22 protein-coding genes are annotated in these 23,678 nt (G+C 39.2%); 14 read left to right on the top strand and 8 right to left on the bottom strand.

Annotated elements, in window-relative coordinates; translation table 11 throughout:
* Positions 1-40: 40 nt before the first annotated feature.
* The 5 genes from NXS00_RS08240 to NXS00_RS08220 all read right to left on the bottom strand — a co-directional run bounded on the left by NXS00_RS08240 (position 41) and on the right by NXS00_RS08220 (position 9,114).
* Positions 41-2,653 carry an FtsX-like permease family protein gene (locus NXS00_RS08240; protein ID WP_258098683.1) on the bottom strand — a complete coding sequence of 871 codons (2,613 nt, stop codon included), beginning with the start codon at positions 2,651-2,653 and terminating at the stop codon, positions 41-43.
* Entirely contained in the window at positions 2,650-2,976 is a 327-nt protein-coding gene (locus NXS00_RS08235; RefSeq protein ID WP_258098681.1) for a PadR family transcriptional regulator, read from the bottom strand. The genes NXS00_RS08240 and NXS00_RS08235 overlap by 4 nt, the downstream gene beginning before the upstream one ends.
* Before the next feature lie 169 nt (positions 2,977-3,145).
* Positions 3,146-5,800, bottom strand: a complete 2,655-nt coding sequence (locus NXS00_RS08230; protein WP_258098680.1) for an FtsX-like permease family protein — start codon at positions 5,798-5,800, stop codon at positions 3,146-3,148.
* Positions 5,797-6,132, bottom strand: coding sequence for a PadR family transcriptional regulator (locus NXS00_RS08225; RefSeq protein ID WP_258098679.1), 336 nt, complete (start codon positions 6,130-6,132; stop codon positions 5,797-5,799). The genes NXS00_RS08230 and NXS00_RS08225 overlap by 4 nt, the downstream gene beginning before the upstream one ends.
* Before the next feature lie 120 nt (positions 6,133-6,252).
* Positions 6,253-9,114: a M16 family metallopeptidase gene (locus tag NXS00_RS08220; RefSeq protein ID WP_258098678.1), complete on the bottom strand. Its 2,862-nt coding sequence runs from the start codon at positions 9,112-9,114 to the stop codon at positions 6,253-6,255.
* Between the two features lie 765 nt (positions 9,115-9,879).
* On the opposite strand from NXS00_RS08220, the gene NXS00_RS08215 reads away from it, so the two are divergent.
* Positions 9,880-10,179 carry a GIY-YIG nuclease family protein gene (locus tag NXS00_RS08215; protein WP_258098677.1) on the top strand — a complete coding sequence of 100 codons (300 nt, stop codon included), beginning with the start codon at positions 9,880-9,882 and terminating at the stop codon, positions 10,177-10,179.
* Positions 10,180-10,796: 617 nt separating this feature from the next.
* Here NXS00_RS08215 and NXS00_RS08210 read toward each other — a convergent pair.
* The 3 genes from NXS00_RS08210 to NXS00_RS08200 form a co-directional block, all read right to left on the bottom strand.
* Complete coding sequence (locus NXS00_RS08210; protein WP_258098676.1) at positions 10,797-13,205, bottom strand: ABC transporter permease; 2,409 nt, start codon at positions 13,203-13,205, stop codon at positions 10,797-10,799.
* A 221-nt stretch (positions 13,206-13,426) separates the two neighbouring features.
* Positions 13,427-13,780 (bottom strand): PadR family transcriptional regulator, encoded by a 354-nt coding sequence (locus tag NXS00_RS08205; protein ID WP_258098675.1) that lies wholly within the window; start codon positions 13,778-13,780, stop codon positions 13,427-13,429.
* A gap of 315 nt (positions 13,781-14,095) precedes the next feature.
* Positions 14,096-14,851, bottom strand: coding sequence for a hypothetical protein (locus NXS00_RS08200; RefSeq protein ID WP_258098674.1), 756 nt, complete (start codon positions 14,849-14,851; stop codon positions 14,096-14,098).
* 236 nt (positions 14,852-15,087) lie between these two features.
* On the opposite strand from NXS00_RS08200, the gene NXS00_RS08195 reads away from it, so the two are divergent.
* From NXS00_RS08195 to NXS00_RS08135, 13 genes are all read left to right on the top strand, one after another.
* Positions 15,088-15,270 carry a hypothetical protein gene (locus NXS00_RS08195; protein WP_258098673.1) on the top strand — a complete coding sequence of 61 codons (183 nt, stop codon included), beginning with the start codon at positions 15,088-15,090 and terminating at the stop codon, positions 15,268-15,270.
* Positions 15,271-15,333: 63 nt separating this feature from the next.
* Positions 15,334-17,049 carry a tetratricopeptide repeat-containing sensor histidine kinase gene (locus NXS00_RS08190; RefSeq protein ID WP_258098672.1) on the top strand — a complete coding sequence of 572 codons (1,716 nt, stop codon included), beginning with the start codon at positions 15,334-15,336 and terminating at the stop codon, positions 17,047-17,049.
* Positions 17,039-17,737 (top strand): response regulator, encoded by a 699-nt coding sequence (locus NXS00_RS08185; RefSeq protein ID WP_258098671.1) that lies wholly within the window; start codon positions 17,039-17,041, stop codon positions 17,735-17,737. The genes NXS00_RS08190 and NXS00_RS08185 overlap by 11 nt, the downstream gene beginning before the upstream one ends.
* A 93-nt stretch (positions 17,738-17,830) precedes the next feature.
* Positions 17,831-18,958, top strand: a complete 1,128-nt coding sequence (locus NXS00_RS08180; protein ID WP_258098669.1) for a toll/interleukin-1 receptor domain-containing protein — start codon at positions 17,831-17,833, stop codon at positions 18,956-18,958.
* 145 nt (positions 18,959-19,103) lie between these two features.
* On the top strand, positions 19,104-19,328 hold the full coding sequence (locus tag NXS00_RS08175) for a hypothetical protein (protein WP_258098668.1): 225 nt from the start codon (positions 19,104-19,106) through the stop codon (positions 19,326-19,328).
* The gene (locus NXS00_RS08170) at positions 19,325-20,347 is read left to right on the top strand and encodes a hypothetical protein (protein WP_258098667.1); all 1,023 of its coding nucleotides are present in this window, start codon (positions 19,325-19,327) and stop codon (positions 20,345-20,347) included. The genes NXS00_RS08175 and NXS00_RS08170 overlap by 4 nt, the downstream gene beginning before the upstream one ends.
* An 11-nt stretch (positions 20,348-20,358) precedes the next feature.
* Positions 20,359-20,907 (top strand): hypothetical protein, encoded by a 549-nt coding sequence (locus NXS00_RS08165; protein WP_258098666.1) that lies wholly within the window; start codon positions 20,359-20,361, stop codon positions 20,905-20,907.
* A gap of 6 nt (positions 20,908-20,913) precedes the next feature.
* Positions 20,914-21,339 (top strand): GIY-YIG nuclease family protein, encoded by a 426-nt coding sequence (locus NXS00_RS08160; protein WP_258098665.1) that lies wholly within the window; start codon positions 20,914-20,916, stop codon positions 21,337-21,339.
* 144 nt (positions 21,340-21,483) lie between these two features.
* Positions 21,484-21,813 (top strand): excalibur calcium-binding domain-containing protein, encoded by a 330-nt coding sequence (locus NXS00_RS08155; protein ID WP_258098664.1) that lies wholly within the window; start codon positions 21,484-21,486, stop codon positions 21,811-21,813.
* A gap of 1 nt (position 21,814) precedes the next feature.
* On the top strand, positions 21,815-22,111 hold the full coding sequence (locus NXS00_RS08150) for a DUF4236 domain-containing protein (protein ID WP_258098663.1): 297 nt from the start codon (positions 21,815-21,817) through the stop codon (positions 22,109-22,111).
* Position 22,112: 1 nt separating this feature from the next.
* Complete coding sequence (locus NXS00_RS08145; RefSeq protein WP_258098662.1) at positions 22,113-22,508, top strand: hypothetical protein; 396 nt, start codon at positions 22,113-22,115, stop codon at positions 22,506-22,508.
* Between the two features lie 146 nt (positions 22,509-22,654).
* Positions 22,655-23,101: a hypothetical protein gene (locus NXS00_RS08140; RefSeq protein WP_258098661.1), complete on the top strand. Its 447-nt coding sequence runs from the start codon at positions 22,655-22,657 to the stop codon at positions 23,099-23,101.
* Between the two features lie 30 nt (positions 23,102-23,131).
* The gene (locus tag NXS00_RS08135) at positions 23,132-23,617 is read left to right on the top strand and encodes a hypothetical protein (RefSeq protein ID WP_258098660.1); all 486 of its coding nucleotides are present in this window, start codon (positions 23,132-23,134) and stop codon (positions 23,615-23,617) included.
* Positions 23,618-23,678 lie beyond the last annotated feature (61 nt).

The raw sequence follows: 23,678 nt of genomic DNA, 5'->3' as shown, positions 1-23,678 counted from the left end.
ATGGTAAGTGATAAATCAGTCAATTAGTTCAATAATTTTTTTACTCTGTCCTGAGGTTGTTGGCTGGGTTTATTTGGACGATTTTATTGGTTTGCCATAATATGGCCAGTGTTCCTAAACCTACAGTGATCACTACACTAACAAGAATCTCCAGGCTTCCAATCCCATCACTAAATTTATTGAATAGACGGATCAGTACCAGGTCATAAAACGTATAGGCTACAGGCACTGCGATCACTATAGCTATAGCCCAAAGTTTGAAAAACATCCCTGCCAGCGTTTTCAATAATTGAGAATGATTGGCTCCAAGTATTTTTCTGATAGCGACCTCTTTGGTTCTGTTTTCTGTAGAATAAATGACCATGCCTAGTAGCCCTAAACATGAAACACTAATGGCAAGAAATGCCAAATAGCCGAATATTTTCAGCACTACCCGGAAGAACTCATAAGCCTTTTCTATTTCGTCAGTAAGAAAAGAGGCGGTAAACTGCTCGTTAGGATAAACTTCGTTCCAGGACGTTTCCAGGCTTTCCAGAGTTTGTGCCAGATCACTGGATGTAATGCTGACGAGTGCTAAATGGCAATTCTCGGATAACGATATGACCATTGGGTAAATCCGTGAGTTTAATGGCTCGTGATGATAGTTTTGTACCACTCCGCTGATTCGTGCTGGTCCAGTTATAAGCTGAATCAGTAGGCTGTCACTGTCTGGATTAATGACTCTAATGTCCTTCATAAACGCTTCATTGACGACAACATCAGGAATCTGCTTATTTCTGGGATCAGGCGTATTGCCCCAAACCATCTTAATGTCCATATGCTCAATGAAGGATTCACTAGTTTGAATCGAGTAGAACCGCATGGAGTCCTGAATTGATTTGAAATAGACATATTCTTTATTGGAAATGTCAGTGCCGGGAATACTATTCGTAAAGCTAACATTTCGAACATCAGGATTGGCTAATAAGGTGTTTTTTAGGATGTCCTGTTTTTGATTACTAATAGGAATTACTAAAATATTCTCTTTGTTAAATCCCAGATCATGGGTGAGTGATAGTCGGTATTGTTGGAATAGTGATCCAATTCCTATCATGAATATGAGTGTGAGACTGAATTGTGCAGTTAAAAGTCCTTTTCTCAAGCCTGAGATGGATACTTGCCCCTCAGTCATATTGTTTTTTAAAGCGGACAATGGAGAGATTTTAGCAAAATATAGTGCAGGCACTATCCCTGTAAGTGCGCCAACCAACACCCCAAAAATGATGAAGGCTATACTCATCTGCCAGGTTAGGTCCATCGATAGTGCGGAGCCGTCTGCCAGCGTACTGACAAATTCCCTTTTAATTAGCTCAAATATTCCGACAGATAAGACTGTGGAGATCAGGCATACAATTATGGTTTCTACCAGAAATTGCTCAATAATTTGCTTTCGCTGACTTCCGATTACCTTTCGAATACCAATCTCTTTGGATCTGTGAAGTGCTCTGGCAATTGACATATTGGTATAGTTAAAGCAAGCCGGTAGAAGTATAAGCAGAGCAATGCCAAAGAATAATAAGAATCCACTATGTTCAAAGACTACTCCCAGGTCATCGGATATGTCTTCATTGGGATTTATATCAACAATGGCCTGTAGTTTGAAGGTTGCTTTTTCATTTTGCTCTATGAAATATTCATTTCCTTCTTTTGCCAATTGTGCTATACTGGAAGCAATTTGACTTTTCGTAGAGCCTTCGGCTATTTTGAAGTAAAAGTAGTTCCCATGAAAATCTGTCCATTGATCTGCTAATGATCGATTTTTTGAAGGATTTATTGTAGATGTGCCAGCAAGAACGTCGAATTCGAAATGGGTATGTTTGGGAAATGGTGCTAAAACGCCAGAAACCTTTAGTGGTCCCCATTTTTCTGTAGTGATGATTTGGTTAAGAGCATTATCCGTACCGAATAATTTTTCTGCAAATTCATGTGTAATGATGACGCTGTTGGGTGTTTGAAGTGATGTTTTACTTCCATATGCTAGTGGAAAATCAAATACAGATAGAAACTCACTGGTGGTTATGTAGCCTTGAAATTTGAGATCTCCTTTATTGGTTTGAGCGTTAGCATAAAACTGATCATTAATAGGAATGACTACCTCAAGGTTAGGTAATTGGTCTTTTGCTAGTTTGCCCAATGCGGTAGGAGATGAGGCAAATGTTTCTTTGTTGCCATCATGTTCTACAGTAGTGATCACTCGGTAGATTCGATCTGCGTCAACGTGATGTTCATCGAATTTGAGAAGGTCTACATATACGGCCAGGCACAGTACCATGATACTCATACCCATCGCAAGACCAATTATATTGAGAACGGTGAAGGTTTTTTGTTTTTTCAGGTTCCGTATAGAGATTTTGATATAGTTGCGAAGCATGGATAACTCACGGCTGGTACTGTATGATGTGAGCGTAACGTCTTGTTTTCGTTTTTTCAATGCATAGGAAAAACCTAGCGAAAGGGTGTGCTGCCAATAGATCAGGTTGGCTTTTAATTGACCTTTATTCTGGATGTTTTTTCCATATATTTCATCAAGGTCTCCTCTGAGATCTTCTGCAAATGCAGCTCCACAAAGCTTCTCAAAGAGCCAGGTGGCTAGTTTGGGTGGTTGAGTGCTCATTGGATGGAGAGGTTGATTTTAGAGTTAGCCCATAGTTCATCGCGAAGTGATTTCATATTGTTCAGTTCACCTATTGCTGATTGTGTCAATTCAAAATAGCGCTTTCGTCTACCGCCACGTTCGGAAGTCGGTTCTCCCAAAAAGGATGTGATGTATCCTTTCTCTTCCAGGCGAGTGAGGGTGGAGTGGAGTGCTCCTATGCTCAGTTTGCGATTGGCTCTGATGGTGATGTCTTCCATGATTGCCACACCATAGGCTTCAGACCCAAGGTTGGCAATGGTCAATAAAACGAGCTCTTCAAATTCTCCTATAAACCCTTTCATTTTAATGATTTTAGTTTCTTTCTATTTTTGAGAATATATAAAGTTACGAAGAGGAAATAAATATGTTTCTATTTTTAAGAATTAATGTTGATTATTCTTGAAGTAAACATGAAAAAGCCGTCAATTGATTACTGGTTGACGGCTTTTTTGTTGGTTAAAGTTTTAATTGCTATTCATATCTCAATGAATTCACTGGGTTGGATTTCGAAGCTTTGATGATTTTAAGTCCAATAGAGACCAATGCTATGGAAATAGAGACTAGTCCACCTAGGGCATACAACCACCAGGCAATAGGAGCATTGTAAGCAAAGTTTTCTTCGAACTTCTGATTGAAGAAAAAGGTGATAGGTAAGGAAATCAAGAATGCCATACCAATGAGAATGAGAAACTCTTTGGTTAAAATAGTGCTCAATTGGAACGTATTGGCACCCAAAACCTTCCTTATTCCTATCTCTTTGGTTTTTCTGACAATTGTGAAAGAGATTAAGCCAAATAGTCCCAAGCATGAAATCAGAATGGCTACTACAGTGGCAATAGATGTGAGTTTGGAGGTTTGTCGTTCTGTCTCATAGAATCTTCGAATCGTGTCATCCATGAATTTCACCTCTAAAGGTTCATCAGGATATAGTTCATTCCATGTAGGAGTTATTTTGTCGATGACTGTCTGAATGTTGTCTTTAGAGGCTTTGAAGCTGATTGTTTCTCCATCATCTTTGAAACTAAACATCATTGGCTCTATTTGATGGTGTAGCGACTGAAAGTGATAGTCTTTGATCACACCAACCACAAAGTCATGATTAGCACCCCGGTCAAAATCAAAGGCTTTGCCAATAGCATCGGCAGGATCTTTAATGCCCATTTTCTTAACAAAGCTTTCGTTAACAATGTAGTGGTTCAAGGTGTCATTTGGAATTAATTGATTTCCGGCTACAAAGTCTATATCGTAAAACTCGAAATATCCTTTTTGGATATTTTTCATATGAACACTGTGAGCTGATTCTGAGGTGTCAGTCTTGAAGTTGATGGTTGTAGTCATCATCCCGAATTCGGCAGGCAATTCTCCTTGTACAATATAGTCTTTCACTTCAGGCATCTCGTCCAATTTATTGAGCAGGATTTTCTGTTTTGCTACATCCTCATAGTACGGAGTACTTACTGTCATGATGCCTTCATTAGTAAAACCAAGTTCTTTATCGAGCATGTAGGAGATCTGCCAGGAAATGATGAGCGTTACAAAAATCAAGAGTTGAGAAAAAAGGAATTGTAGTAGGATCAGTGCTTTACGTACAAATACACCACCCAATTTTTGGTTAGAAGTATTTGATTTGAGTGCATTGATCGGTTTGAAAGATGCGATAACCCATGAAGGATAGAGCCCTGCCAGGATGGATACTACAGCCATGATGACGATCAGGGAAATCCAAAACACCGGATTGGAATAGTCCACCGTAAGTTTTGGCGGAAGGAAATCAGCGAAATACTTCAGACCGAAGTGTGCTATAGGAATGGCAAGAAATGTAGAGGCTATCGTGATAATTCCACTTTCAGTTAAAAACCGTCCTAAAAGCAATGATTTGGCGCTTCCAAGTACTTTTCTCACACCTACTTCCTTAGACTTCATGGTGGACTGAGCAGTTTCCAGATTGATGAAATTAAAAATGGCAATAAGCAGTATGACGAATCCCACAACGCCTAAAATGATAAGTGTTTTACGATGAGCGGGACTTCTCTCAGAATTGAAAGTACCAATGCTAGTGTCAAAGTGCAACTTTGGAAGAGGTTGCGCTTTGTAGGATGTAATCCAGCTTCCATCATCGTCTTCATCAAGTGATTTGGCGTGTTTATCAACTTCCGTAAGAAAGTTGTTTAGTTGAGTGATATCTTCTTTTTTGTTTAATAAAAGGAATACTTGTGATGCACTGCTTGTGCTTCCCCATCCCTGGTTGAACTTGTCTTTCAGCCATGTTGCTTCAATAGTCGGGAAGGAGATGAAGTCTGTGAAGTTGAAGTTTGAGTTAGCTTCGTTTTGCTTGACAATTCCCGTAACATCTACTCTCAACGAATCTGAGTAGATCAGTTCTTTATTGAGGATGTTTGACCAGTTTTTGGTTCCAAAGTATTTGTAAGCCTGCTCATCCGTCAGTACCACTGTGTGAGGTTGGTTGAGTGATTCTTTGTTGCCGGCAACCCACTGGTATTGTTGGATGACATCAAAATAACCAGGAGTTGCAAAGGTTAATTTGCGCTCTTTACCCATTTCCTTAATATCCTGCTCGGTCTGCAGTTTTACTTTTGAGGACCAGGTTTTGAAGTAAGCAATTGCTTCCAGGTGTTGGAAATGCTCCTCTACGTAAGGGCCAAGTGGTGCAGCAACTCCACTGTTCGTTCCATTATATGCCCCACTGAAAGATGTATAGATTCTGTAAACACGATCCGCATTTGGAATGTGTTTATGAAAACTAAGTTCATATCTGACAATCGTGATAATACCCAGAAAGGTGGCAATGCCGATGCTTAAACCTAGAAGGTTGATTGCTGACGTAGTTTTATGCTTTAACAGATTGCGCCAAGCAATTTTGAAGTTGTGTTTAAAATGAGTCATGATCTTGAGTGATTTATTTCTATTAGTCGATTTGAGTGCGAAGGAGCGGAAACTACTAATCACCATCCACCAATAAATGATACTGGCTATTGCAGATCCCTTTGCTTCTACCAGGTCCTGATAGACTTCAAATAGATCTCCCTCCAGTTCTTCCAGACGTTCTTCTGTGCAGAACCAGCGAAATAGCTTTAGTGGTAATTTTGGTGGATCCTGGTAACTCATGATAAATGATCAAAAGCTATCGTTGGGATCTGATCGCGTAGACGATTTCTGATATCGTTAGCTTTATCCAGGGCTACTTTGCCTGATTGAGAAATGGTGAATATTCTTTTACGTTTACCGCCACGCTCACTAGTCATTTCTCCCATTCTGGAGTTTAGTAAGCCTTTTTCCTCTAGTCGATAAACAGCCGCATGTACAGAACTCAATGTTACTTTTCTCCCTGTCTGTTTATTCAATTCTTTCTGAATAGCCACACTGTATGCATTGTCATATAAGATGCCTACTGTCAGCAATATCAACTCTTCAAATTCCCCAAGATTCGTTCCTTTCATGTAGTTTTATTTACTTCGTATTTGTAAGTTTAATAAATAAACTTCGTATTTGTAAGTATTATATGGATAAAAAAATAGGCATCCACTTGTGGATGCCTATTTGATGTAAGTTGTTGATTCTTATTTAGATGTGTCTATTTTGGTGTTGTCTTCCAGAATATTTCCTTTTTCATCCACATAGATGATGTCATATCCTAGTCTTGCCAAACCTTCTTCGATACTAGCTTTATCACCTACCACCACGATGTTCATCTGATCATAAGGTAAGTTTTCCTTCGCTAATTCGTTAATGCGATCCACAGTCATGTTATTGATGATCTTATTTTGCTGTTTGACATAATCTGTATCCAAATCATAATGCACTATTCTTCTCAAGAATCCTGTCTTTTGCCATGGGGCTTCATATGACCTGGATTCTCTTTGACCGATAGAATTTTTCATGAATGATAGATCACTTTCATCAATTCCTTTATCAGCATACAGTTTGATCTCATACATGAATTCAGCCACCGCAGAGTCAGTCACATTCGCTCTCACACCTGCACTAGCAGTATATGGACCTGGATCATCATCACTGCTGAAGTAAGATCGAGCTCCATATGTATACCCCTTATCTTCTCTCAGGTTTAGATTGATGCGACTGTTGAATGCGCCACCCAGATTATAGTTCATCAGGTAATTCTCAAAATACTCTCCTGTGGCATCATAAGTCATATCTGTTAAATAACCGATTCTGATCTGTGACTGTGGAGCTGATTCCTTATCTACTAAGAAGATTTTAGTTCTATCAATGTCTGTAGAAGCTTGTGCATCTGGAATAGTTACATTTTTAGCTTCCCAGGATTTTAGGAACTCCAACTTAGGCATGATTTCTTTTTTAGAAACATCTCCCACGATCACCAATTCAGATACAGTAGGTGAGTAGTATTTAGTGTAGAAACTTTTTACATCATCCAATGTGATATTTGATACTGTTTCCTCAATACCAGAAGCAGGCACAGAGTACACGTTGTTATCTCCATAGATCAAACGTCTATACACATTGCTAGCGATAGAAGCTGGCTGTTTTTCTTGAGATTTTACTCCTTCTAATTGCTGCTTTTTCACTCGCTCAAAATCTGCTTCTGTAAAAGCAGGACGTTTTAACACTTCTTCAAACAAAGCGATCGTTTTGTCTAGATTTTTTGTCAGAGTTCTAACAGAAATAGTCGTCGTATTATCATCTGCATAAGCATTAATACTACTACCTAATTTCAGTAGCTCTTCAGATAATTGCTCTGCTGTGTAGTTCTTAGTTGACTCTGTCAGCATGGAAGCTGTCATTGCAGCTAACCCTGATTTATCCAGCATATTGGCTTCTAACTTGTGCCCACCATTGATGGTTAATTCAATTGCCACAGTAGGGATTTCTTTAGATTCAGTACCAATCACTTTGATGCCATTCTTTGTTTCGGCAGTCCAAACTTCGGGTACAGAAACTAATGGGCTTGCGCCTGGAGTAGGCTTTACGCTTCTATCAAAACTGTCCTTAGCTTTATTATAAGTCAGGCCGCTGTAATCAGTCGTTGGGAATGGATTGTCACCTTCTGATTGTGGAGTGAAGTTGTCTGGTTTAGCCGGCTCACCATCTTCAGATGCTAAAACACTCTGGATTACGGCAGGCTTACCTTTGATGTACTTGTTGTACACTCTCATGACATCTTCTTTAGTCACTGCACGGTATTTCTCCAGCTCCTTTTGAATGTAATTAGGGTTGCCAGTGTAGGTTTCATATGCTGCCAATTGAGATACTTTACCACTTACCGTAGCTAGTCCATTCACTGCTCTTGATTCGTATCGAGCTTTGAATTTCTGAATGTCTTCATCTTTTACTCCGTTATTTTCAAACTCCTGAAGTGCAGTTCTCATTTCATCTTCAAACTCGTTCAAGGATTTTCCTGGAAACGGTAAAACGAACATAGTGAACTCACCAGCTAACTCACTCGTGCTGTTGAACACACTTGCTTGAATCGCTTTCTGTGTCTCTACAAATGACTTGTAGAAATAGCTACTTCTTCCTGTACCAATGATTTCTGCCAAACAGTCTAATGCAGGCTCGTCTGGGTGATATTGAGGTACGGTAGGGAAGGTCACAAGAAGTGCGGGGAAGCGAATGTTTTTATCGTAGTAAGAAACATAACGATCTTGGTCAATGGTGACTGGCTCAAGTTTCAATGGTTCTACTTCTGGTCCTCTAGGAATGCTTCCAAAGTATTTTTCTACTAGTTTGATTACTTCATCAACTTCCACATCTCCGCCCACTGTGACAGTGGCGTTGTTTGGTCCATACCATCTTAGGAAGAATTTCTTCAGGTCAGTAACATCTACTCTGTCCAGGTCTTCCAGTATACCGATGGTCAACCATGAGTACGGGTGACCGTAAGGGTACAATGATCGGGCATTGATTTCTCTCCACTGTCCGTAAGGGCTGTTGTCATAATTCTGACCCTTTTCATTTTTAACCGTTTCTCTCTGTACTTCGAATTTCTTCTGAGTCACAGCATCCAGCAGGAAGCCCATGCGATCGGCTTCTAACCATAGCGCTGTTTCTAATTGATTCTTCGGAAGTGTTTCGAAATAGTTCGTTCTATCACGGTTTGTAGTTCCGTTTAGGGTACCTCCCGATTCACTGACTATTTTGAAATGTTCTTCGTCCGCTACATTGTCCGAGCCTTGAAACATCATGTGTTCGAAGAAATGGGCAAAGCCAGATTTGTTGAGCTCTTCACGAGCAGAACCTACGTGGTATGTGACATCTACATGAACTAACGGATCTGATTTGTCTTCGTGAATAATTAATGTGAGGCCATTGTCAAGTTCGTACTTTTCGTAAGGGATGACAATTTTCCCTTCTTTTTGCTCCACCTTCTCTATGAGTTTGGTTTGTGCATAGTTCGTCACTGCGATGGCAACCATCGATGTGATCATGAGTAGTTTTTTCATAAGCTATTTTTGTTAGTTAGTCATTAATGCCTAGAAGGCGTTAATGTTAGGTTTATTTAAAGGCTAACGACAATTTAACTGAAATGTTGAAAGTAGAACTACTTAATTAGTTGGTAGTCAATGGTGGGGTGAACCTGTTTTGCCTCTAACCCTAAAGGGAGCCAGATCCATTTGTTAGATTATTTCTCTTGTTCGCAATGGCGAATTGATTACAGGGTAAAGCGTCATCACGAGTAAAACGAAGTGATCTCACGCAAAGCGAAAAACATCGATTACTTTACTTCCATACTTAAGATTGCTTCACTACGTTCGCAATGACGGGTTAAAGATTTCTCGCTAAAACGTCATGACGAGTGTAACGAAGTGATCTAACCCCAAGAAATGTGTTGGAAGACGGAGATAATTGGACCTGTTTTACCCCTGACCCTAAAGGGAGCCAGGTCCATTATTTAGATTCTTTCTCTTGTTCGCAATGATGGGATAAACATTTACTCGGTAAGCGTATTCAGGAGCAGATCGAAGTGATCCAACGCTAAGTGAAAAGCAACGATTACATTACTTCTATACTTAAGATTGCTTCACTACGTTCGCAATGACGATTTAAATACAGGGTACAGTGTGATTTCGAGTAAAACGAAGTGATCTCACGCTTAGGAGTGAATTGAATTTATAATCAATTGGTGTGCTTTTGTACTTGTATGATTGCATTAGTTCCCAGGCTAAGAAGACTTTGTTTATTCAATCACAAGCGTTAACTTCAATAGTATGGTAAAAGGGGGAGTTGTGTATATTCTTACGAATCATCATCATACTACTTTGTACATAGGAGTAACCTCAGATTTATATTCCAGAATAATGGAGCATAGATTAAAGAGTAACCCCACGAGTTTTACTGCTCGCTATAATTTAAATAAGTTGGTTTACTATGAAGCATTGGCAACAATAGAAGAAGCTATTGCACGTGAAAAACAATTGAAGGCAGGTTCAAGAAAGAAAAAGGTAGATCTAATCAATTCTATCAACCCTGATTGGCGTGATCTTTTTGAAGAAGTGTCTAAATGGTAATTGGTATAATAGTTCAGAGCATAGGGTTATCGAATATTCAGTATCATAATGAGCAGACTGAAGTGATCCAACTTCAAGTGATGGTTACAGATGGCCGTTCTTCTAGTCTTAAGATTGCTTCACTGCGTTCGCAATGACGAATTGGTAATTACTGGGAAAACGTCATCACGAGCAGAGCGAAGTGATCTCACACTTGGAAGTGAGTTGGGAAATGGAGTTAAATGGATCTGTTTTACCCCTGACCCTAAAGGGAGCCAGATCCATTTGTTAGATTATTTCAATTGTTCACAATGACGTCTTGGAATATTTTTGACTAAGTGAACTTTAAGGTAGTCTTTCAGCTGAATGATATTCCTTTCTTCTATACTTAAGATTGCTTCACTACGTTCAATGACGGCTAAGACAACAACTCAATAAAACGTCATCACGAGCAAAGCGAAGTGATCTCATGCTTGGAAGTGAGTTGGGAAATGGAGTTAAATGGACCTGTTTTACCCCTAACCCTAAAGGGAGCCAGATCCATTTTTTAGATTGTTTCAATTGTTCGCATTGAGGACTAGTGAGGCTATAGAATTCATAGAAAAAGCTCCCTCAAGATTGAGAGAGCTTCATTATTCTTACTCGTATTTTAAATTCTTAACCGGGTTTTGTACGGCGGCTTTGTAGGAGATGATGCTCACGGTAAACCAGGCGAGGAATAGCACTAGCATGATTGGTACGACAACCATCAGAAAATTAATTCCGGTTCGATAGGCGAAGTTGTCCAGCCAACCAGACATCAAATAGATGCCAATTGGTAGTGATAAGGTCACTGCAACTAACAATAGCTTGGTATAACCTGATAGTTGTTTCACCATTAGCTGTGGGAGAGAGGCTCCCAATACCTTTCTGATTCCCAGCTCTTTTTTACGCTGATCGGTTGTGAAAGCCGCAAGCCCAAATAAGCCGAGACATGCAATGAAAATCGCTAATCCAGAAAAGATGGTGAAAAGTGTTCCTAGTTTCTGTTCCGAATCATATTTCGCTTCAAATTCCTGATCCATAAAGGTGTACTCAAAAGGAACATTCGCATTGAATTCGCTCCAAAGTGTTTCGAGATGCGCAATAAGATCAGTAGTTTGTTGTGCATCATACCGAATAGCGATATTACCAGTAGAGTTTACATTGATCAGGACCATAGGGTCTATATTGGACTTGAAGCTATCGAAATGAAAATTGTCCATGACCCCAATCACTTTGAATTCCTTCATTCCCCAGACTTGAAACCCATTGATTGTTTTTAGCTGTTGTCCTACTGGGTTTTCAAATCCGAACTTGTCCAATGCAGCCTGATTGAGAATGACGGCATTGGAATCAGTAGCCAGATTTTCATCAAAGTTTCTACCATCGATCAGGTTAATGTCGAGCGTAGGAATATAATCTTCATCTACACCCCAAATTTGTAAACTGACCATTTCTTCTGTTGTTGTTGATTCTTTCGGCAGTAAAGGGGAGTCTGATCTGCTGTTTCCTGTTGGAAGGAAGGAGGTGGTTGTGGCATTGATGACAGAAGGTTGATTTTTAACTTCCTTTTTAAATGCTTCCACTTTATCACCCATTAAGTAGGTGTTTCTGAGGATTAGCACCTGATCTTTGGAAAAGCCTAGTGATTTGCTTTGGATGTATTTTAATTGTGATCCTATTACCACTGCTCCAAAAATGAGAATGATGGAAGCACTAAACTGGACCACTACCAGGGTGTTTCTCATCCAACCGCTCTTAACACCAAGTCGTAATTCTCCTTTTAGTACTTTGAGTGGTTTGAAACTGGATAGGAAAAATGCTGGATAAATTCCTGCTAAAATTCCTACGATGATGGTTCCTCCAATCGCCCAGGGGAATAGGAACAAATCTCCAAAATAGGGATTAGATAAGCTTTTGCCAGTAAGTTGATTGAAGAACGGAAGTAACAGATAAACAGCGATGGTAGCTATCAATGCTGCAACGATGGCATTGAGCAGCGACTCAATCATGAACTGATTGACAAGGAATGATTTTCTTGAGCCGAGTACTTTGCGCATGCCTACTTCTTTAGCTCGTGTAGATGATCGCGCGGTAGAAATATTCATGAAATTGATGCAGGCAATGATCAAGACGAATAGCCCTGCTGCTCCAAATAGAATAATGTACTGAAAGCTTCCATTTGGTTCTATTTCATAAGAGAGGTCTGAGTGCAAATGAATACTTTCTAAAGGCTGTAACTCATAATCTACATAAGAACCGCTTTCCAGAAATTGCTCCCAATTTGTATCACTATGTTCCGCTAGCATCGGACCAAAATACTTAGGATACACCGTCTTGAATTTTTCATACAGCACCTGATAATCCACCCCTTCATGCAGTAGGAAGTAAGTTCTAAAGTTGTTACTACCCCATTCGGTATTGGTGCTGTTTGCCCAATTGGCCATAGAGCCTAACATAGCATAATGGAAGTGTGAGTTCTCCGGAATGTCTTTGTAAACTCCTTTGATGACATAGGTTTGATCATAGAACTTGATCGTTTTGTCAAGGGATTCGTTTACTCCATAAAGTTGTTTTGCAGTACTTTCTGAAACCACCACAGTGTTGGGTTCAGAGAGGTCCAATGTGCCTGCAAGTGTGGTGAACTGAAAAATATTGAAAGCCTCCTGGTCTGCGTGGGCGAAACTGGCCACTTTCACCATTCGCTTGTTGTCTAATTCCAAAATGATATTATCCAAACTTCGCATTCTGGCAGCTTCTTCTATTTCTGGAAAGTCCTTTTCGAATGCTTCCCACATAGGAGCAGGAGAAACAGCCATGTCGAATTGATTGCCCATAAACTTGAGATGTGCCGCAGCTCGATAGATACGGTCCGAGTTTTTCCAGTGCTGGTCATAGCTCATTTCATCTTTGATGAACATGCCAATGAAGAGGCAAGTAGTGATACCAAGTGCAAGCCCGAATATGTTGATGAACGAGTAGAATTTCTCTCGTTTCAGGCTGCGAACCGCAATTTTTAAGTTCATGTTTAACATAGATTGAGTGTTTGATCTTTTAAAAGGTGATTTCAGGGCATACAGTCTGATGAAAAGTACCGGCTGATACCAGTATTTGAGTGTTTTGAATTTTGAGTTTCTTTCGTTGAGACGAAAGCGGTATTCTTCCAGGTCGCCTAGTATTTCCTCAGCAAATCGAGGTTTACAGAGCCACAAAATGAGTCGTTCGGGAAGGGTGGTTTTGTGCGAATTCATCGCCACAACAAAACAGCTTTTAGTCCTTCAAAGCCATAGTCTGGGATTTGGTCCCAAAGATTATTGCGCAAGTCTTTGCTTACTTGCAGCGCATTCTTTCCAGCCAGTGTCATAGAGAAGATGCGTTTGCGTCTTCCACCTCGCTCGGCAGTAGCCTCTGCAAGTTGAGATTCTACAAAGCCTTTTTCTTCCAGCCTATTAAGTGCTGAGTGCACCGCACCAATAGCAGCAGATCTACCAGTTTGCTCCTGAAATCGCTCCTGAATGGCCAAGCCATAGGCATCTTCTTGCATGACTGCAATCAGCAATAAAATGATTTCTTCAAATTCTCCAAGTTGGGATCCCTTCATAGGTTTATCGTTTGGTAATTCAAAATTTTGCCAGTTTGTGATTAGTCAAGACTATTAATTTAAGTGGTCTGTTTTGATAAGGCCTCATCCTGGCCTTACGCTCCTAAATCCTCACTAGCCGTGCGCCTCCTAAAAGAGAAGGACTTTCTATGATGGACTTAAATTAATAGCGAGGCATGAGAAGCTTCCATAGAATCTTCTGAACTGACAGTGCGTTGCATAGTTGTTTCGCTTTTGTAGAATAAGTATACGGAGTGTGTTAGACTTTTGTTCTACAAAGGTGAAATTTGATAAGGAATTACTTTACGAAGGCTATTACTTCAAGTCTTGAGCGCTAAAGGATATGATGGGGTTCAGTCTCAAGTTGTTTTTTTCATACTGACCAAAGTATATAGAGATTCCCTGATCTAGTTCTTTTGCTGATGTTTTTAATTCTTCAACTCTCAGCTCTCGATTTTCGAGAATATCAAAGTTTTGATCTGAACGACTTAATACCGCTCGTCCTCCGATTGGATCATCCGCTGTTGAGATTCCTGAATAAATTCCTTGCAATACTATTGGGTTCTTTCTGTTTCCTATTTTATAGATATGGTGAAAAGTTTTGCCGCTAGCGCCTGTGAATAGAGTAGTTAAACAGCCATTTGAATAGGTGATTTCTCCAGAGTATGTGGTATTCGGACCTCTGAGTTTAAAGTAAGCTTTTGATCCTTCTTCGAAGATTTCAACCGGCGATTGATAAATGATGCCGTCCAGGCTATTTTGACGCACATAAGAAACCCAGGTTCCAAAGCAGCTTTTAAGCACTTCGTGGATTGGGTTTTCAAGAAAGGCTTTATAATCATTATAATTTTTGAACCCTGCAGCATTGAGTAGTGCTTTCTTTCTGTTTTCTTGTATTGTGATAAACTCATCTTGTGTCTTTATGGCCTCACTATACTTAGTGTAAAGGAATTTACTGCTCAGTTTAAATTCCAATTTAGATTCCATATTGTTAAAGCCGGAGTGACTCAGTTCTTCTTTAGTTTTTTCTGAGAGTATTTTAAATAGGTTTATTAGCTCTTCTTTATCCATTAGCCTTTTCTGAAAAGTTTCCGAAATCAAAGTAATGAAATCGGAAATCATCGTCAAGTTTTCGTAACAAACACCTCTTTCTTATTCAGGACTTTTGCTATGCAAGCAACACAGAAAGTCTTGATCCTCTGAAGTGATTCGGGGGAGTTACTCTGAGGGTCAATTCATTTCTGTTCATCCCCTTTTCTGGTCACGCATAGCGTGCACGCTTTCTAAATAGTCAAAATGTAATTGACATGAAAAAGTTGGGGTACTTATTACTTATCCTTTTTGGAACGACGTTCTTATCGAGCTGCTACGATGAAGCAGATGAAATAATGGAAATTGATCAAACATCAATACCAAATTATAATGGTGAAGATGATGATTCAGATCCAATTCCACCACCACCGCCGCCACCACCGTCTGTTGGAGGTTAAGGGGATAGTTATAATAAGAAAGTCGCTATTTGCGACTTTCTTATATTTAACTACCTTAAAGGTGTGGTTCGAAGTGTATTCATAATTATTGTTTTCTTCTTTTCTAAAACCTTTTATTGTTCAGCGCAAGGAGATGAAACGAAAGCTTTGGAATTTTACAGACTTGCTTATGATCATCAGATAAATAAAGCATATGATTCGGCTTTATATTACTATCAGCAAGCTATTCATCAAGCCACAGATCATCGAATACTAGCTCAATTATTGATAAATTCATCAATTATTCAGAAGCAAATAGGGAATTATGAATCAGCTCTGGATAATGCAATTAAAGCATTGAAGTATCTACCTGATACTACTCTTGAAAAGTCAATAGCCCTTGATAATATTGGTTTGATCTATTATCATACCAATGAGTTTAACAGGTCTATTGAATACCATAAAAGGGGCTTGTCGATTAGGCAAGATCTAGAAGCTCAGAAAGAAATATCAAAGAGCTTAAATAATATTGGAAAAGCTTATATAGAGCTGGGAGAACTGGATAGTGCGATTAAAAACTTACAAGAATCTCTATCGATAAAGCTGTCGCTTGATCAAATTAAAGATGCTTCCAAGGTTTATCATAATTTGGGGTGGGCATTTTTAGAAAAAGGAGACTTAGACAAAGCAGAAGAATATATTGACAAAGCATATCGAATAAAGAAAACTAATGATTTAGATGAATCACTTGGTTTTACTGCCAATCTATTAGGTAAACTTTACTTTCAAAAAGAAGACTATGATAGAGTACTTCCGATGATTGAAGAAAGTAAGTCGATAGCAAGAAATTATGGATTGTTAGAGTTACGATCTCACTCTTTGAAGTTGGAAGCAGATTTGTACAGACAAATGAAGTCATATGACAAGCTTTCTGAGGTGCTTGATTCCTACGGGCAAGTTAGAGATAGTCTACTCAACCGAGAAAAAGCTAGGGCTTTGATTGATTTGCAAATGCTTTACGAAACAGAAAAGAAGGACCAAGAAATCGATTATCTACATCAAGTTGAAACACTACGGAAAGAAGAAATTTTACTTCAAAAGAAAATGACCTATTCTGCGTCTATATTGGCTTTGTTTTTCTTAGGGTTGGTTGTATTGATTCTATTTCTTCTTTTCAAAAACAAGCGTAAAAAGCAACACATTGAGGAGTTGAATACAGAGATGCAGCACCGTATCAATAATAATCTGATGCTTTTGTCCGGAGTAATGAAGATGCAATCTTCCGGTGTGGAAAATGCCGATTCAATCGCATTATTAAAACAAACGGAAGCTCGTCTGAATGCCATGGCTATCGTGCATCAGAAGCTTTACGCAAATAAGAATCAGAGAAAGATTAACCTTAACGATTATCTTTCTGAATTGTGTCAATATCTGCAGTACTCTTTTACTAGTGTTCACCATTTGCAGATTAAGGTGGAGGTTAAAGGTCTTAAAATTGATGTCGACCTAGTTGTCTATATTGGATTGATTGTCAATGAACTAGTGACCAATGCCATAAAATATGCTTTTGCGGAAAGTGTCAATCCGCTAATATCAGTGACGCTCAGGCCTCTCACTGGTAAATCTGTTTTTTTGGAGGTTAGGGATAATGGAGTTGGACTAATTGAAGAAAATGCGTCCTCATCTTTCGGAACCAAGTTAATTCAGACTTTGACCAAGCAATTGAAAGCAGAAAAAGTTAATTTTAATCAGAACGGTGCTGTCTTTCAATTTAGCATTCCATTGGCCTATGAAACCTGAAATATTAATTGTAGAGGATGATTTGATCATTGTTGAAACAATAAAAGCTGACTTACTGGAGGCTGGCTATCATGTGATAGCTGTATGTCAGTCAGGTGAAGAAGCTTTGGAAGTGGTAGAGAAAAATTTGCCTGATTTACTGTTAATGGACATCAAGCTTCAAGGGAAACTCGATGGTATTCAAGTAACTGAGAGAATACTTAAAAAATACAGAGTACCTATCATCTACCTTACGGATATAACTGCAAGAGATACAGTGAAGGACGCCATCAGTACCAGACCAGCGAGCTATCTGGTAAAACCATTTCAAACCCATCAACTTTTGATTGCTGTAGAGGCCGCATTATTTAATGGAAATAGCGAATACTTGGGTAACAAAGCAGGATATTTTAGACAAGAGAAAGAGCACATCAAGGTGGTATATGAAGATATACTTTTCCTCAAAGCAGGAGGTGCTTATTGTGAAGTACACACCAAATCGGGAGAGAAAATTCTACTAACCAAATCACTCAATCAAGTGCTCAAGAAGATTCCTTACACAGATCTGATACGTGTACATAAGAGTTATTGCATCAATAAAAACTATGTGGATCGGCTGATGGGGAAAATGCTGTATGTGGGTGAGGAGCGAATCAAGATTGGAGAAACGTATGAGCATGTACTGACAGAACACTTCGATATCATATAATTCTGGTTGGGAAAATGATTGCTAGGGTTAAGAAAATGATATGATCATAGATTACTCCATATTGATACATTTATAAAAATTATATCCACCATTTTGAATACCTACGAATACGACGCTTTTTTATCCTTTGCAGTTGAAGACAAGATACAGGTAGCTAATGAGCTGCATCATAAGCTAGAAGAGAAAGGTCTGAAGGTCTGGTACTCTGGTAGAGAACTTATCATTGGTTCGAGCATTCAGGACAAAGTACGAGAGGGACTTGATAAATCTCAGTTTGGTATTTTACTCATTACTTCAAATTATTTTAAAGCAACCTGGGCACTCAAAGAAATGGGGGTGCTTTGGGGAAAAGAACGAAGTGATAAGAAAGTGATAATTCCTGTATTTCATGATATTACTCCTGAAGAGGTAGGCAAATTCGATCCTGCTTTATCTGAACGATGGGGTGTGAGGACTGACAAAGGGTTGGATCTTGCGGCTGAGCAGATAGTCAAACACATTCGTGGAGGAGAAACTAAGACGCTCGAAGAAACAGAAACTGATAAACCTGATACGGGCCTGAAAAAAATAGTGTCAATTGCTCTGGCTATCATCTGTCTTGTTTTATTGAGTTTTGCCGTTTGGTACTATACCCGAACTGGTTTTTCTGATGAACTGATTATGGCTACCATTGAGGAAAGGATTGAGAGCTTTGAGCAGACAGTGGAGCAAGAGCGCGCTGAGTTGATCAAATTTGGAGCAACAGGCACTGATCAACAGGCTGTTTTGTCCTTTTTAGAGCGATTCCAAGATCTTGATTCTCAATATCGAAATTACTACTTCTTTACTAATGGCTATCAAGATTGGGAGTTTGAAAAGAATGTGAGCCCAGCAAGTGGTGTTGATTTTGATGCTTGGCGGCTTTCTGATGATTATGGATTTAAACATCCTGTAATTAGTGAACTTTCGATATCAAGTGGAAATAGAAAGGATGTTTCCTTCATCTATTTTAATACACAGCCTGTGAGTTTTGAAGTCATTTCCGAGCATGAAGAAGGAGATCGAATGATTGTCACAGTGGCCTATGAACAAGCTATCCGGTTAGCCAACTTTCATTTCGAGTATGGTCCTCAGACCTCCTATAGAAAGCATACTACTTATTCTCTTTTCGGTTTTCGGCCAGAAGAGGAATATGTGTTTGAGGAGAAGCGTGGCAAATGGCAGTTCGTAACAGTGCAGTAAGACTACTTTTATCTGACATCCTTTTCCCAATAAAGTAACTAACCCTTTATCACCTTACAGTTCAGAAAGAAAACTAAGGGGTTAAGAAAACGGATTCCTTAAAACTGTTTGATCTCATGGATCTTGGTAGAAACAATTTTTACCAATGCAGACCTATAAAAATCAAGGAGGAGATTCAAGCATTTCTAGATTTCAGATTGATACAGACGAGCTACTCGTAGAGTTTGATAATGGAGATAAGTATCTCTACAACAGAATTCGCCCAGGAGTGATTCATGTTCGACAAATGCAGCAATTGGCTGAGTTGGGGCAAGGATTGAATTCTTATATCAAACAATATGTCAACAAGAACTTCTACCAAAAACTATGAGGTTCTTACTCTTCTATATACTGCTCTTCTGTTTCACAGGGATAAGTTCACAGTCATTAGCTCCTGTGAGTGTGGCTCAAGGTTCGTTCAAAATCGCGGGACTTACAGAGGAAGAACAGTACTTCGGTTTTGCTGAAGGAGATCAGGTAACTTTCTCATTCCACGAGGAAAAAGGTAAGGACCTTAGAGAGATTGAAGTAATAGAGTATCCAAACACCTCGCGCTACAGGGACTTTAAGTTTAGCAAGGTGAATCATACTTTGATCATACCCAAGACGAGCGTATACTGTTTCAAACTGACCAATGGAGCTATAGGTGGGCGTACATTGAAATATGAAATATCTAGGGTGCCTGCATCTGCAGCTACTGTATCATTCAATACTGTTGTCAATTGGCAAACTCACCATGATACCACTTGGGTGGAGGAAGTAGAAACGTACTTGGCTAGGGATGAGTATGTTCCTCAGGTTATAGTTCCATCATCGGATTTTTATATCAATAGTGGTTCGAATGCAGATTTTAAAGGAGGAAAATCCAGAGTGGTCATTCCAATTAGTATTCCTGAAAATACAGTAAAATGGTACTATTCATTTTCTGCATTTCGTGAGGCTGAACAAGTGGATAATCTGCATGCAACCTTTAGCCTTGCAGGTCAGCTTACACGCATAATTGATCAAACAGGTACACTAGACTTTGGAGTAGAGTTACTTACTCTTCCACCTGGTGCTGACTACTGTGATATTTATCTATTAGACCATAATAATAGTATTCTTTTCACTCGAAAAGAAGCTTACCAATACTTCACTGTAGGCTCGAGAGAAAATCTCAAGAGTGGGATTTCAGAAATAACTGGAGGGTCCGGTCGAGTGATGAATTTAGGACTAAGGAACCCTGATTATCAGTATGGGATCAATGTGGTTCTCGAAGTGGTAGCCATAATACACGAAGAAGAGTATGCTGAAAGGATTATAACATTACCTAAGGTGAATACATATGAAACACCTTTTTTGAATAATTAAACTAAACCAATATGAAACACCGCTTAATCATTTTTATGCTATGCTCGACATTAGTGTCAGTAAGCTACTCTCAGGACAATAAGGCCACAGAGAGTCAATCTAAAATTGACCTATTTACCTCCAAAACAGGTTCAATGATTAAATATCAGGACTTCTCTTTATCAGGACTTCCCCTACTATATGGAACAAGTGCAGAGACTAAGGTTCGTAAAATAGAAAGTAGTGGTCAAATAGGCTTTTTTCTTCAGATATCAAATGAAGGTAAGTACGGAGATAAAAGTGCCTCCATAGCTTATGAAGATGTTTTGGAGATGGTAAAGGCTTTAGAAGCGCTAAAGGCAGAGTCTGCCGCAGACCTACAGAAGAATCCAGAATATCTAGAGAATAAGTTTGTTACTGATGATGGATTTCAACTAGGCTATTACTGCAGCAAGGGTAAACTTCAGTGGTATTTGGTACTTGAAAAATATGGTTCCGGAAACACCATTTTTCCAAGACAACTATCCAGTATTGAAAGTCTTTTATCAGAGGCTAAATCTAAAATTGAATCACAAAACTAAAATATCATGGCAGTTAAGTCTTTTAATATTGAAATTGAAGGTTATTGGAGGGAGAAAAACAAAGGAGGAATAACTCCTCAATCCGGTGTCTACTTTGTTTATGAATGTACCTATAACCAGAATTTACAGAATTTGGCAATTCATAAGCTCATTTACATTGGGGAGGCAGCAAATGTTCGAAAGAGAATTGACAATCATGAAAAAAAGAATGATTGGGAGAAACATGTTAGGCCTGGGAATGAATTGTGCTATTCAACAGGTCCTGTCGGATCGATTGATAGGGAACGAGTGGAAGCAGCTTATATTTTTGAGCATAAACCTCCTGAAAATATAGAATACAAAAACTCATTTCCCTATGATCAAACTTCGGTTATATCATCCGGTAAAACAGCCAAGATTAATACAAATTTCACAGTTTATAAGACAGAGTAATGGAAAAGAAATCTGTACCTGTCCAACCTCACAGAAGGTCTACACCGTCGCCTACACCAAGACCAAATCCGAGCAAACCCAAACCTGGTCCTAAAACGGTGCCAGTAAAGCCACACCGAAGATCACCACCAAAATGAGAACAGGATGAGAATATTAACATTGATAATAGTAATTGTGCTTATTTCCTGCACAGAAACTGAGCCTCCATGCTTCGACACCAACTGTGCAGATTATGAATCTAGAGCAGCCGCTCAAGCGGATTATGAGGCCAACCCGGAGTGTAGATCTGACTTAGATCGCGACAATGATGGTAAGGCTTGTGAAGATTACTTTAGAAGTAATGATGGAGGCACAGGTTCTAATGGCGGAGGATGTCCAACCACTGCCAACTGTGGTTGCTCCAATAAGAAAAAAGCGGATTGTGCATCGGCATGCTGTCAGTGGGTGGTGGGCTCAGGTTGTAAATGTAAATGATATGAGCTTTCGGTATCAAAAGCGAGTAAATCTGGGGAAAGGAGTCGGGCTCAATTTAAGTAGGAGAGGAGTCTCGGCGAGTGCTCGGACTAAGTTTGGTTCAGTAGGTACTAGAGGTTTTTCCATACGTACCGGTATACCAGGACTGAGTTACAGATCCAGTTGGGGAAAGAGCAAAGAGGGAGTAGTTATCCTCCTGGCACTTGGTTTAGTCTACGTAGGAGCTGTAGTCGTCTATAATGTTGCGTTATTCTTGATCTATCTGGTTAAATTAATTTACACAAAACTCACTGTCTAAAATGAAAACACTATTTAAGAGTAAGGCCATTGGTCTCCTGTTTCTTGTTTTAGTAGCTTGTACCGCGGGTTATTCTCAAGACACCAAAGTCTTTGTGACCGATACCGGAGCCAAATACCATCGCGAAACTTGCAGGTACTTAAGACTGTCTAAATCTGAGCTGACACTGGATAGTGCCAAAGAAAAAGGGTACACTGCTTGTAAAGTTTGTAAGCCAGTAACTACTCCTAGTTCGCTAGAGACAGAGAAGACTTCCGTAAGTCCACAAACCACTACTCCAACACGATCGAGTTCATCTACAGGTACTTCCAGGCAATGCAGTGCTATTACCCAAAAAGGAACCCGATGCAAACGAACAACGACTAGCTCCAGTGGGAAATGCTGGCAGCATTTGTGATTATTTGATAGTTAAATGTTTATTACTTGACCAAAAGCTTATTAGTGAGTAAAGATTCAGAAACCAAATCTAATGGTTCAGAAAAGTAAGTGCTTAGGCTATTGTTAATACCATTTTGTTTGATCTACGAATTAAACAGAATAGATATGAAATATTTGATATTAGCCTTAATCACCACCTTGCTTTTTTCTTGTAGCAATCCTCTTGATAAAACAATATTCACTCCTTTAACAGTAGAGCAATTAAAACAAGCGATTGCAGAAGACTCTACTTTTACCGACACCTACAAATACACTAGCCTTGTAGTGGATTCTTTGCTTAAAAGTGAAATTGATAAGGTAAAGTGGCTTGACCTTACTTACCAGAGGCTTCATGACTATGTGAACTTTATAGATGATACTGCTCACTTCAATAAGGTTTATTCAAGGCTCAAAATCGAATGGGATTCGATTTATGGTCCAAACTTGAATTTAGTAGATTCACTTTCGGAGTATTGGAGTAAATATGAATACGATAATTCAATTGACCGGTATTTATTTGTTGAGCCAGTGGAGTTATACAAAGAGCGTTACACCTATTCAAATGAAAACTAAGCTGTAAATATTGGCTTTCGTCTTACACCATTGAAAGGACGTATTGATCAAGTAAGGTTTGGTTATAAGATAGTTTCAAAGCTTCAGGAGGATGATGACTTGTTGTCGACAGCATTGGGCGAATATGGAATGAGTTGGTGTAGGGCGACAACACCTTTTACAAAACCAGTCGTTTTCTATTGGGAGGCAAACTACAAAAATGAAAAACTACTGAAGTACATGACCTTTAGAGAGCTCCTACGTGATTATAATGTACCAGTTAAGTTGGATGAAATAAGAGTGGGTGGGGTTAATATGAGCGATGATGACCTGAATATCCCTGAGTCGATTAAAAAACATTGGAAGTATCAGTATCATGAAAGTTTGAGTGACCTGTATGTAAGTGATGTTTTGAAGGAGTGTATGGATCTTGATCATATGTCCTTGTATCAATATGAGGCTCAACAAGTAGATGAGATTCAGAGGAAACATGATAAGCTTTGCTATGAGTTTTTTAAGTTGGGTCAGAATATCTAGCTCATACAAACCCCACTTTTTCACGTGCCATTCCAGGTTTCCTATGTAAGGTTAGTGTTTA

The sequence above is a fragment of the Marinoscillum pacificum genome (assembly GCF_024714495.1).
Taxonomy (GTDB): domain Bacteria; phylum Bacteroidota; class Bacteroidia; order Cytophagales; family Cyclobacteriaceae; genus Marinoscillum; species Marinoscillum pacificum.
The sequence above is the reverse complement of the archived record's forward strand: the minus strand, read 5'-3'. Positions and strand labels throughout refer to the sequence as shown.